We start from the raw sequence: 11824 nt of genomic DNA, 5'->3' as shown, positions 1-11824 counted from the left end.
CGGAATTCGCTGTGTGCCGCCTGTTTCGTGCGGGAAGCCGGCGGCGGATTTTACCAACATGCAAAGTTACGAAAAAATATGAATAAATAAATCCCCGGAAACAGTTTTTTATCGAGGGGCAACGAGTTGTGGAGGAAGCCGTTGCACGATTTCCTCGAAAGATTTTTGGAAGTAGTGGATTTATTCGTCGGTTGCGGTGCGGATAACGCGGGCCGGGTTGCCGGCAGCGACCGAATCGTCGGGAATGTCATGCGTGACCACGCTGCCGGCGCCGATGACGCAGCGGCAGCCTATCTTGACGCCCGGACAGACGATCACGCCGCCGCCCAGCCAGCAGTCGTCGCCGATTTCGATGCCCGCTCCCTTTTCTTTGCCCGTAGCCCGTTCCGCAGCGTTCATCGGATGCACGGCCGTCAGAAGTTGTACGCCGGGACCTATCAGGCAGCGTTGTCCCAGGCGAATCGGCCCGAGGTCGAGAAAAACGCAGTTGAAATTGACGTAGGACCCTTTGCCGATGGAGATATTGTATCCGTAATCGCAGTGGAAAGGGGCGCGGATCATGGCTTCGACCCTCGGACAGAGTTCCCGGAGCGTTGCCAGATAGGTCGCGTCCTTGTCTTTGAGCGCGACGTTGAGCCGATGGGTGAGGTGGCGGGCCCTGGCACGATCGCGTACGAGTTCCTCGTCATTTGGGGAAAACCACTCCCCGGCCTGCATTTTCTCCTTTTCGGTCATGGGAATCGGCTTTTAGTCGAAGCTCTGCATCTCGATCAACTTGGCGTAGATGCCGTTTTTGGCCATCAACTCCGAGTGTGTGCCCTGTTCCGCGATCCGACCCCGTTCGATGACGATGATTTTGTCGGCGTTGTGGATGGTCGAGAGGCGGTGGGCGATCACGATCGATGTGCGGCCTTGCAACAGGGAGTTAAGGGCGTCCTGCACAAGTTTTTCGCTCTCGGTGTCGAGGGCCGAAGTCGCTTCGTCGAGGATCAGGATTTCGGGATTCTTGAGTACGGCTCGGGCGATGCTCAGGCGCTGGCGCTGACCGCCCGAGAGTTTGGCGCCCCGGTCGCCGATGTTGGTGTCGTAGCCCGACGGACACTCCATGATGAAGTCGTGGGCGTTGGCGATTTTGGCCGCAGCGACGATCTCTTCGTGCGTCGCTCCCCGGCGTCCCATGGCGATGTTGTTTTCGATGGTGTCGTTGAACAGCACGGTATCTTGCGCAACGATGCTCATGTGGGCACGCAGGCTCTCCTGCGTGTAGTCGCGGATCGAAACCCCGTCGATCAGGATGTCGCCGCCCGTAGTGTCGTAGAAGCGGGGGATCAGCTCGCTGAGGGTCGATTTGCCGCCGCCCGAAGGACCGACCAGAGCCACTGTTTCTCCTCGCCGGATGTCGAACGAGATGCCGTCGATCACCTCCCGGCTGCCGTCGTAGGAGAAGTGTACATTGCGGAATTCGATCTTCTCGTGCAGGCCGTCCAACGTCTTGGCGTCGGGCTTGTCCTGGATTTCCGGTTCGGAATCGAGCACGTCGAAGATGCGCTCGCCTGCGGCGATACCCTGATTGATGTTGGCGAACTGGTCGATGAACGAGCGCACGGGGCGGGTGATCTGCGAGAATACGGCGATGAAGCCGACGAATCCGCCGGCCGAAAGCGATCCGTTCATGACGAGCGAACCGCCGAAGACGATCAGTACCGCGACGGCCGTCAGGCCGAGGAATTCGCTCATCGGCGAGGCTAGTTGCTGGCGGCGGGCCATCGAGAGCATCAGGCGCGAAAATTCGGCGTTGAACTCGGAGAACTTGCGGCGGATATAGTCGGTGGCGTTGTAGCTTTTGATGACCTTGATGCCCGAAAGCGATTCGTCGAGCACGCTTACCATGTCGCCCATGCGTTCCTGCCCTTTGAGGGCCGGGTGGCGCAGTTTTTTGACGATCCGTCCGATGATGAGCGCCACTACGGGCAGGAACAGGATGGCGAACAGGGACAACTGCCACGATACGAGGAGCATGTAGATCACGTAACCGATAATAAGCAGCGGATCGCGGAAGGCGACTTGCAGCGTATTGGTGATGCAGTACTGGACCACCATGACGTCCTGTGTGATGCGCGACATGAGATCGCCCTTGCGCTGATCGCTGAAATATCCGGCGTTCATCCCCATGATTTTGTTGAACAGATCGTTGCGCATGCGTTGCAGCGACCTGACACGCATGTTTTCGACCGTCCAGGCGCTCATGTAGCGGAAGAAATTGCTCAACAGGTTCATTACGATCGTACCGCAGGCGAGCAGGAGGAGCATTTTCGACATCGTGAAATTCGTCCCGAACAGTTGCGTATAGACGTAGCTCAACATCTGCGAGGCGTCGATGTCCGAGAACGAGAGCCCGTGCATGGGAAAGTCGTAAACGGGTTGGAAAACGTAGGAGTTCTTGTCGTCGAACAGCGTGTTCATGATCGGGAGGATCATGGCGTAGGTGAGCGTGTTGAACAGGGCGTACAGCAGCGCGTAAAAGAAGTAGGGGACGGCGTATTTGGAGATCGGGCTGACGAATCCCAGCAGCCGCATGTATGTTTTGAACATAAATTCCGGATCGGTTATTGTTTCGGAGTAAAGTAGGGGCAAATATAGCAATTTAATCAGGATATGCAATCCGGTTGTCCGATTTTGGGGAAAGAATGTTATTTTTGTAACAGGATAGAGTCATAAAAAGGAACAATAGACCATGGAAAATTTCAAACAGATCGATCCGGCTGAAATTACCGATAATTTTATCCGGGCCATCGGCCGGGAGTGGATGCTCGTCACGGCCGGGAACAGAGAAAGTTGCAATACGATGACCGCCAGTTGGGGTTTGATCGGGTTCATCTGGGGACGCCCCGTGGCGCAGTTCGTGATACGTCCGCAGCGTTATACGCGGGAGTTCGTCGATCGGGAGGAGAGGGCGACCCTCTCGTTTTTCTCGCCCGAATATCGTGCGGCTCTCGAATACTGCGGCAGTCGTACCGGCCGTACGGAGGATAAGATCCGCAATGCCGGACTGACGGTCGCCTGTACGGACGACGGAGTGCCCGCGCCGGCCGAAGCACGCCTGATCCTGCAATGCCGCAAGCTCTATGTCGGAAGAATCCGGCCCGAAGGGTTCGTCGATCGCAGTTGCGATACGAAATGGTATCCCCAGCACGATTATCACGAGGTCTATATTGCCGAAATCGAGCGAGCTTACGTGCGGAAGTAAGTTAAGTAGAGATAGGAGCAGGAGGTGAGTAGGGCAATGCCGTCCCGAGTTCGGGCGGCCGTGTGACCGGATAGTTTTTTAAAAAGTCTCGGGACATTTCGTCGTGTTTCGGGGCTTTTTATTCTCTTTATATGGCTTACTCTCCACTGCCCGGAACATACCCGGTATCTTCCAGCAGGTGCGCCCTGTCGTTGGCTGCGGCTACGGCCAGTTGGTCGCAGCGGTTGTTTTCGACCGTATCGGCATGACCCTTGACCCAGACGAAACGGACCTTGTGACGGCGGTAGGAGCGCAGGAAGCGGGACCATAGATCGGGGTTCTTCTTGCCGGCGAACCCTTTCTTCTCCCAGCCGAATACCCAGCGTTTCTCCACGGCATCGACCACGTATTTCGAATCGGAGTAGATCGTCACGTCGCTGCCTTCGAATTTCAGCATTTCGAGGGCTACGCAGACGGCCAGCAGCTCCATGCGGTTGTTGGTCGTCAGGCGGTAACCCTGCGACACCTCCTTGCGGAACCGTCCCGATATCAGGACCGCTCCGTAACCACCCGGACCGGGATTGCCCAGGGCCGAGCCGTCGGTATAGATGGTGATTTCCGGCATAGTCGGGTATAAACTCCTCTCTCTGCTGTTGTAAGCCGGAGAGAGGAGTTGAATGTTTCGTGATGAGTTATTTCAAGGCCGCCAGTTGTTCCCGAAGCGCGGCGATCTTGGCTTCGGCGTCAGCCTGTTTGGTCCGTTCGTTGGCCACGACTTTCTCGGGAGCCGACGAAACGAATCTTTCGTTCGAGAGCTTTTTTTGCACGCTGGCGAGGAATCCTTCGAGGTATTCCAGTTCGCCTGCGAGTTTTTTGCGTTCGGCCTCGATGTCGATCATGCCCTCCATCGGTACGAAGTATTGCGTGGTCTTTACGAGGAATCCGACGGCCGAAGGATCTTTCTCCCGGGTGGTTTCGATCTGCGAGAGGTTGCCCATTTTCTGCAGGACGGGAGCGTATTCCGCCGGGTAGTTCTCGTCGGCGATCACCCGGAGCGTCAGGGGGTCTTTCTGCGGAATGTTTTTCTGCTTGCGGACGTTGCGGACGGCCGTTACGACCTCTTTCGTCAGTTCGAACCGGCCCAGCAGCGCCTCGTCTATCTCCCGTGCTTCGGGCATGCGCTGGACCATGATCGACTCGCCTGCCTTGCGGGGTGCCAGGTCCTGCCAGATCTCTTCGGTGACGAACGGCATGAAGGGGTGTAGCAGACGCAGCAGGTCGTCGAAGAAACCGCACGTGGCTTCCAGTGTCGGCCGGTCGATCGGGCATTGGTAGGCCGGTTTGATCATTTCGAGGTACCAGCCGCTGAAGTCGTCCCAGAAGAGTTTATACAGATTCATGAAGGCTTCCGAGATACGATAGGAGGCGAAGTCCGATTCGACCTGACGCAGCGTCTTGGCGAGCGCTTGACGGAACCATTCGATTGCCAGGCGGTTGTTTTCGCTTTGTGCCAGGGTGTCGTCGATCGTCCAGCCGTTGACCAGTCGGTAGGCATTCCAGATTTTGTTGCCGAAATTGCGTCCCTGTTCGCAGAGAGCCTCGTCGAACATTACGTCGTTGCCCGCTGAGGAGCTCAACAGCATCGCTACGCGCATGCCGTCGGCGCCGAACTGGGCGATCAGGTCGAGCGGATCGGGCGAGTTGCCGAGCTGTTTGGACATCTTGCGGCCGATTTTATCGCGCACGATCCCCGTGAAATAGACGTGACCGAAAGGCTTCTCACCCCGGTATTCGTAACCGGCCATGATCATGCGGGCCACCCAGAAGAAGATGATGTCGGGACCGGTTACCAGATCGTTGGTCGGATAGTAGTATTCGATGTCTTTGTTATTCGGGCGGCGGATGCCGTCGAATACCGAGATGGGCCACAGCCACGACGAGAACCAGGTGTCGAGCACGTCCTCGTCCTGCCGCAGATCGGCGAGCGTCAGCGAGGCGTCGCCGCTCTTGGCCCGGGCTTTCTCCAGTGCCTCGTCTGCGTTGAGGGCCACTACGTAGCCGCCTTGGGGCAGATACCAGGCCGGAATGCGCTGGCCCCACCAGAGCTGGCGCGAGATGCACCAGTCCTTGATATTCTCCATCCAGTGACGGTAGGTGTTCTTGTATTTTTCGGGAACGAGCTTGATTTCGTCCTCCAGAACGGCCCGCGTCGCCGGTCCGGCGAGCTTCTCCATCGAGAGGAACCACTGCATCGAGAGCTTGGGTTCGATCGCTACGCCGGTACGTTCGGAATAACCCACGTTATTGGTGTAGTCTTCGGTTTTCTCCAACAGGCCGGCCGCGTCGAGATCCTTTTCGATCTGTTTGCGCAGGGCGAAGCGCTCCATACCGGCATAAAGCCCTACCTTGTCGTTGATCGTGCCGTCGTCGTTGAAGATGTCTATCGATTCGAGCCCGTATTTTTCACCGAGCATATAGTCGTTCACGTCGTGCGCCGGAGTAACCTTCAGGGCACCCGTGCCGAAAGCGATGTCCACGTACGTATCGCGGATCACGGGCACCGACCGGCCCACCAGCGGGACGATGACCCGGGCGTCTTCGGGCAGCCAGGCGTAGCGTTCGTCGTCGGGATTGACGCAGAGGGCCGTATCGCCGAGGATCGTTTCGGGCCGGGTCGTGGCGACGATGATCGTGCGGTCGGTGCCTTCGACCCGGTAGCGCAGGTAGTAGAGCTTGCCGTGCGACTCTTTGAACACTACCTCTTCGTCCGAAAGGGCGGTCTGGGCCGACGGGTCCCAATTGACCATGCGTACGCCCCGGTAAATCAGCCCCTTTTCATAGAGGTCGCAGAAGACCCGCAGGACGCTTTCGGTACGGGCTTCGTCCATCGTGAAGCAGGTGCGCTCCCAGTCGCACGAGGCGCCCAGCTTGCGCAGCTGTTGCAGGATCACGCCGCCGTATTTCTCTTTCCAGTCCCAGGCATGACGCAGGAACTCTTCGCGCGAGAGCGACGATTTCTCGATCCCCTCGGCCTTGAGTTTGGCCACCACCTTGGCTTCCGTGGCGATCGAGGCGTGGTCGGTGCCCGGGACCCAGCAGGCGTTCTTGCCCTGCATGCGGGCGCGGCGCACCAGTACGTCCTGCAACGTGTTGTTGAGCATATGTCCCATGTGGAGCATACCCGTGACGTTGGGTGGCGGGATGACGATCGTATAGGGTTCCCGTTCATCGGGTTCGGAATGGAAAAGGCGGTGCTCCATCCAGTAGTCGTACCATTTGGATTCGATCTCCTGCGGGGAGTATTTGTCGGCGATTTGCATGATATTGTATGCGGTATTTATAATAATTTGTACAGGATTTGCAAAGTTATGAACATTCTGCTAATATGAAATAAAATTAGGAGGAAAATCGTTATCTTTGCAAAATCTGTAATTTTTTAAAAAAAGTAGATGTTTTTCGTACTCAAAACTTTCCCGGTCAAGGAAAGGAGGAGCGAGGGGAAAGCGGTCGGGGTCGGGAGTTTCCGAAGGGAGAATTTATCCGACGATACGGAAAACACTTCGATTTTTAGCCACATAATAAAAAGAATATGAGTAAGAAGGATAAAATAAAGAATATCGACATGGACGATCTGAAGGCACTGCCCGATGTCCTGGACGGACGCCATCACGTCATTCCCATCGTAACGGGCGGGGACGAGGTGTTGGAAGAGGTCAACGTGCCCGAAATATTGCCGATATTGACCTTGCGCAGTTCGGTGCTGTTTCCCGGAGCGATCACGCCGATTACGGTCGGCCGAGAGAAGAGCATCCGGCTGGTGCGCGAAGTGAACGAGCGCAACGGATTGCTGGGGGCCGTGCTGCAACGCGAAAGCGAAGTCGAAGATCCGGCGCCGGACGATATGTACAAGGTCGGCACTGCGGCTCGTATTATCAAGATTCTGGAGATGCCCAACGGCAACCTGACGGTGATTCTAAACGGACTGGAGAAAATCGAGGTGAAGGAGTATGTCTCCACGGAACCTTATTTCCAGGCCAGCGTGACGCCGTTGCGCGACTCTTCTCCCGATGTAAAGAGCCTGGAGTTCGAGGCTCTCGTGGATTCGATCCGCGACATTGCGCTGGGTATCATCGCTATTTCGCCGGACATGCCCAAGGAGGCGGCGTTCGCCATCAAGAATATCGACTCCAAGCGGGGAATCATCAACTTCATCTGTTCGAACCTCGAGCTTTCGGACGAAGACCGCCAGTCGCTGCTGGAGTCTCCCGGTCTGCTGGCCCGTGCCCGCAAGTTGTTGGAGATTCTGGTGCGCGAGCAGCAGCTCGTCGAGCTGAAGAACGAGATCCAGAGCCGTGTCAAGCAGGAGATCGACAAGCAGCAGCGCGATTACTACCTGCAGCAGCAGATGCGCACGATTCAGGACGAGCTGGGCGAAGGTGCCGACAGCGAGCTGGAGGGATTGCGCGAGAAGGCGTCCAAGAAGAACTGGCCCAAGGAGGTGGCCGAACTTTTCGAGAAGGAGATCACCAAGCTCGAACGGCTCAATCCCGCCGTGGCCGAATATTCGGTGCAAGTTACCTATCTGCAACTGATGCTCGAGCTGCCCTGGAACGATGTGACGCAGGATAATCTCGATCTGAAATGCGCACGCGAGCAGCTCGACCACGACCATTTCGGGCTGGACGAAGTGAAAGAGCGTCTGTTGGAGCATTTGGCCGTCATCAAGCTGAAAGGCGACTTGAAATCCCCGATCCTCTGTCTGTACGGCCCTCCGGGCGTAGGCAAGACCTCGCTGGGCAAGTCCGTGGCGGCGGCGCTGGGACGTAAGTTCGGCCGTATTTCGCTGGGCGGTCTGCACGACGAGGCCGAGATACGCGGTCACCGCCGCACCTACATCGGGGCGATGCCGGGCCGGATCATCCAGACCATCAAACGCTGCGGGTCGTCCAATCCGGTCATCATCCTCGACGAGGTGGACAAGGTGACCGTAAGCAATCACGGCGACCCGTCGAGCGCACTGCTCGAAGTGCTCGATCCTGAACAGAATACGACATTCCACGACAACTACCTCGATACGGAGTACGACCTTTCGAAAGTGCTTTTCATCGCCACGGCCAACAACATCGGCAACATCAATCCGGCGCTGCGCGACCGTATGGAGATGATTAACATTCCGGGCTACATTCTCGAAGAGAAGGTGCGGATCGGCCTCGACCACCTGCTGCCCAAGCAGATGACGGCGCACGGCATTCCCGAGGGGCAACTGGTGCTGACTCCCGAGGTCGTCGAGCAGGTCATTGCGGGCTATACCCGCGAGTCGGGTGTCCGTTCGCTGGACAAGCACTTGGCGAAGATCGCCCGCTACCGGGCCAAGCAGATCGCTTTCGAGGAGGCTTATACGCCGGAGCTTACGCAGGCCGATGTCGAGAAGATTCTCGGCATCCCGAAATTCCTGCGCGAAGAGTACGAGGTCGGGGATATGGTCGGCGTAGTCACCGGCCTGGCTTGGACCGAGGTCGGCGGCGATATCCTCTACATCGAGTCGGTGCTGACCCCCGGCAAGGGCAAAGTGAGCCTGACGGGTAACCTGGGTGAGGTGATGAAGGAGTCGGCGACGATCGCCCACGAGTGGGTGATGGCGCACCACAAGGAGTTGGGTATCGATCCCGAAATGTTCGAGAAGAACGACATCAACATCCACGTACCGGAGGGAGCCATTCCCAAGGACGGTCCTTCGGCGGGTATCACGATGGTCACCTCGATCGTTTCGACCTATACGGGGCGCAAGGTGCGCGAGCGTATCGCCATGACCGGAGAGACGACCCTGCGGGGACGTGTAATGCCGGTAGGCGGTATCAAGGAGAAGATCCTGGCGGCCAAGCGTGCCGGTATCAAGGAGCTGATCCTTTCGGAAGACAACCGCAAGGACATCTCGGAGATCAAGGCGGAGTACATCGACGGTCTGACGTTCCACTACGTGCGGACGAACGAGGATGTGTTGCGTTTGGCTCTCGAGGAGAAGAAATAATCCGTGTTAATTTGAAAAGCGGGACGCAATGTCCCGCTTTTTTCGTATTTTAGCGACTTGAAACAGATAGAGTCACGAGTTATGGAGTTTGTTGCGATCATTCCCGCCCGCTATGCATCGACCCGCTTCCCGGGCAAGCCGCTGGCGATGCTCGGGGGAAAGCCCGTCATCCGCCGGGTGTATGAACAGGTGACCGGCGTGCTGCCCGATGCGGTCGTGGCGACCGACGACGAACGGATCCTGCGTGCCGTCGAGGAGTTCGGCGGTCGTGCCGTGATGACTTCGTCCGAGCACCGCAGCGGCACCGACCGTTGCTGGGAGGCTTATGGAAAGCTCGGCCGGGAGTACGACGCCGTAATCAACGTGCAGGGCGACGAGCCTTTTATCCGTCCGGAACAGCTTCGGGCGATCATGCGCTGCTTCGACGTGCCGGGTACGGACATCGCTACCCTGGTGCGTCCCTTCGCCGAGTCAGACGGACTGGCGGCGCTCGAAAATCCCAATTCGCCGAAAGTGGTGCTCGACGGCGAGTCGCGGGCGATCTACTTTTCGCGCTCGGTGATTCCCTACCTGCGGGGTGTGGAGCGGTCGGAGTGGCTGGCGAAACATACTTTCTATAAACATATCGGTATGTATGCCTTTCGTACGAAGGTGCTCGCCGAGGTGACGGCCTTGCCGCCATCTTCGCTGGAGAAGGCCGAGTCGCTCGAACAGTTGCGCTGGCTGGAGAACGGCTACAGGATCGGCGTGGGTATCTCCGACGTGGAGACCATCGGCATCGACACGCCCGAAGATCTGGCGGCCGCCGAGGAATTTTTGAAACGAATGAAGCGATAGAATCATGGATAAAAAACCTCTCTTTATAGCCGGTCCCTGCGTGATCGAATCGGCGGAATTGCTCGATACGGTCGCTGCGACGCTGGCGGACATCAATCGTCGGCTGGGCGTCGAAATCATTTTCAAGGCTTCGTTCGACAAGGCCAACCGCACGTCGATTTCGTCGTTCCGGGGGCCGGGGTTGGAAAAGGGCCTTCGGATGCTCGCCGACGTTCGGTCGAAGTGGGGGCTGCGGCTGCTGACCGACATTCACGAATCCTGTCAGGCCGCTCCGGTCGGCGAAGTCGTCGATGTGATCCAGATTCCGGCATTCCTTTGCCGCCAGACCGATCTGTTGGTCGCTGCGGCCCGTACGGGACGTACGGTCAATATCAAGAAAGCGCAGTTCCTTTCGGGTGAAGATATGCGATACCCTTATGAAAAGGCGATGAAGGCCGGTGCCGGTGAGGTTTGGCTTACCGAACGTGGCAATATGTACGGCTACAACAACCTGGTGGTCGATTTCCGCAACATTCCCGACATGCTCGGTATCGCTTCGACGGTCGTCATGGACTGCACGCATTCCGTACAGCGCCCCGGTGCCGCCGGCGGCAAGACGGGCGGTAACCGCGAGTTCGTGCCTGCCATGGCCCGGGCAGCCCGGGCGTTCGGTGCCAACGGTTTCTTCTTCGAGGTGCATCCTGATCCCGATCATGCCTTGAGTGACGGCCCGAACATGCTTTATCTGAATGATTTGGAAAACGTAATAAAATCTTTGCTATAATATGACCGCAGACAAGCGGGCCGATATCCTCTCGCTGGCCCGAAAGACGATCCATACCGAAGCGCTGGCGCTCAAGCATCTCGAACAGACGCTGGGCGATGATTTCGTGTGCGCTGTCGAACTTATCCTGCACAGCCGGGGCAAGCTCGTGGTGACCGGAATGGGAAAATCGGGGCTGATCGGCCGCAAGATCGCCGCGACGCTGGCGAGCACCGGTACGCCGAGTTTCTTCCTGCATCCGGGCGAGGCTTTTCATGGCGATCTGGGAATGATCTCTCCGGAAGATACCGTGCTGGCGCTTTCTTATTCGGGCGAAACGGATGAAATTCTCAAGATCGTGCCGTTCATCCATACCAACGGCAACAAGCTGATTTCGATGACGGGCAATCCCGAATCGACGTTGGCCCGCAATTCGGACGTGCACCTCGACGTGGCCGTACGCCACGAGGCCTGCATCCTGCACCTGGCGCCTACCACTTCGACTACGGCACAGATCGCCATGGGCGACGCTATGGCCGTAGCGCTGATGAAGCTGCGCAATTTCACGAGCATCGACTTCGCGCGGCTGCACCCGGGCGGCAGCCTGGGCCGCCGTCTGCTGATGACTGTCGGCAATGTGATGCACAAGGAGGGTTTGCCCGTAGTGGCTCCGGACTGTTCGGCCAAGGATATGATCCACGCCGTCAGCAAAGGCGGTCTGGGTCTAATCGTCATTTGCGAGGGGGACAAAGTGCTGGGGATCGTCACCGACGGGGATATCCGCCGGGCGATGGAACGCCGCGAATCGGAGTTTTTCTCGATCCGGGCCATGGACATCGCCACGCTCAACCCCAAGACCATCGGGCCCGATGAGAAGCTGATCGCTGCGGAGAAGAAAATGACCCAGCATAAGATCAATTCGTTGCTGGTGACCGACGACGAAGGCAAACTTGTCGGTGTGATCCAGATTTACGACATAAAACTTTGAAAA

The 11824-nt window shown here is 57.6% G+C and carries 9 protein-coding genes; 5 read left to right on the top strand and 4 right to left on the bottom strand.

Going from position 1 to position 11824, the window contains the following annotated elements; genetic code table 11:
- Nucleotides 1–180: 180 nt before the first annotated feature.
- Nucleotides 181–735 carry a sugar O-acetyltransferase gene (locus tag ALIPUT_RS11640; protein WP_004330205.1) on the bottom strand — a complete coding sequence of 185 codons (555 nt, stop codon included), beginning with the start codon at nt 733–735 and terminating at the stop codon, nt 181–183.
- 12 nt (nt 736–747) lie between these two features.
- Entirely contained in the window at nt 748–2592 is a 1845-nt protein-coding gene (locus ALIPUT_RS11635) for an ABC transporter ATP-binding protein (RefSeq protein ID WP_004330204.1), read from the bottom strand.
- A 142-nt stretch (nt 2593–2734) separates the two neighbouring features.
- Between ALIPUT_RS11635 and ALIPUT_RS11630 the strand changes: the two genes are divergently transcribed.
- Nucleotides 2735–3247, top strand: coding sequence for a flavin reductase family protein (locus ALIPUT_RS11630; protein ID WP_004330203.1), 513 nt, complete (start codon nt 2735–2737; stop codon nt 3245–3247).
- A 136-nt stretch (nt 3248–3383) separates the two neighbouring features.
- On the opposite strand, the gene rnhA is transcribed toward ALIPUT_RS11630, so the two are convergent.
- A complete protein-coding gene (gene rnhA, locus ALIPUT_RS11625; protein WP_004330202.1) occupies nt 3384–3851 on the bottom strand; it encodes a ribonuclease HI in 468 nt (155 codons plus the stop codon).
- A 67-nt stretch (nt 3852–3918) separates the two neighbouring features.
- A complete protein-coding gene (locus ALIPUT_RS11620) occupies nt 3919–6546 on the bottom strand; it encodes a valine--tRNA ligase (protein WP_004330201.1) in 2628 nt (875 codons plus the stop codon).
- Between the two features lie 269 nt (nt 6547–6815).
- On the opposite strand from ALIPUT_RS11620, the gene lon reads away from it, so the two are divergent.
- The 4 genes from lon (at nt 6816) to ALIPUT_RS11600 (ending at nt 11821) form a co-directional block, all read left to right on the top strand.
- Entirely contained in the window at nt 6816–9254 is a 2439-nt protein-coding gene (gene lon, locus ALIPUT_RS11615) for an endopeptidase La (protein ID WP_004330198.1), read from the top strand.
- A gap of 81 nt (nt 9255–9335) precedes the next feature.
- Nucleotides 9336–10091, top strand: a complete 756-nt coding sequence (gene kdsB / locus ALIPUT_RS11610) for a 3-deoxy-manno-octulosonate cytidylyltransferase (protein WP_004330197.1) — start codon at nt 9336–9338, stop codon at nt 10089–10091.
- A gap of 4 nt (nt 10092–10095) precedes the next feature.
- A complete protein-coding gene (gene kdsA / locus ALIPUT_RS11605) occupies nt 10096–10854 on the top strand; it encodes a 3-deoxy-8-phosphooctulonate synthase (protein ID WP_004330196.1) in 759 nt (252 codons plus the stop codon).
- Nucleotide 10855: 1 nt separating this feature from the next.
- A complete protein-coding gene (locus ALIPUT_RS11600) occupies nt 10856–11821 on the top strand; it encodes a KpsF/GutQ family sugar-phosphate isomerase (protein ID WP_004330194.1) in 966 nt (321 codons plus the stop codon).
- Nucleotides 11822–11824 lie beyond the last annotated feature (3 nt).

Source organism: Alistipes putredinis DSM 17216 (assembly GCF_000154465.1).
Taxonomy (GTDB): Bacteria; Bacteroidota; Bacteroidia; order Bacteroidales; family Rikenellaceae; genus Alistipes; species Alistipes putredinis.
Note: the sequence above shows the minus strand (reverse complement) of the source record. Positions and strands in the feature narration are given on the sequence as shown.

What these genes read in the sequence shown, in the direction of transcription:
- ALIPUT_RS11630 (WP_004330203.1), top strand. Translation starts at nt 2,735, where the DNA reads ATGGAAAATTTCAAACAGATCGATCCGGCTGAAATTACCGATAATTTT.
- ALIPUT_RS11635 (WP_004330204.1), bottom strand. Translation starts at nt 2,592, where the DNA reads ATGTTCAAAACATACATGCGGCTGCTGGGATTCGTCAGCCCGATCTCC.
- lon (WP_004330198.1), top strand. Translation starts at nt 6,816, where the DNA reads ATGAGTAAGAAGGATAAAATAAAGAATATCGACATGGACGATCTGAAG.
- ALIPUT_RS11620 (WP_004330201.1), bottom strand. Translation starts at nt 6,546, where the DNA reads ATGCAAATCGCCGACAAATACTCCCCGCAGGAGATCGAATCCAAATGG.
- ALIPUT_RS11640 (WP_004330205.1), bottom strand. Translation starts at nt 735, where the DNA reads ATGACCGAAAAGGAGAAAATGCAGGCCGGGGAGTGGTTTTCCCCAAAT.
- rnhA (WP_004330202.1), bottom strand. Translation starts at nt 3,851, where the DNA reads ATGCCGGAAATCACCATCTATACCGACGGCTCGGCCCTGGGCAATCCC.
- kdsA (WP_004330196.1), top strand. Translation starts at nt 10,096, where the DNA reads ATGGATAAAAAACCTCTCTTTATAGCCGGTCCCTGCGTGATCGAATCG.
- kdsB (WP_004330197.1), top strand. Translation starts at nt 9,336, where the DNA reads ATGGAGTTTGTTGCGATCATTCCCGCCCGCTATGCATCGACCCGCTTC.
- ALIPUT_RS11600 (WP_004330194.1), top strand. Translation starts at nt 10,856, where the DNA reads ATGACCGCAGACAAGCGGGCCGATATCCTCTCGCTGGCCCGAAAGACG.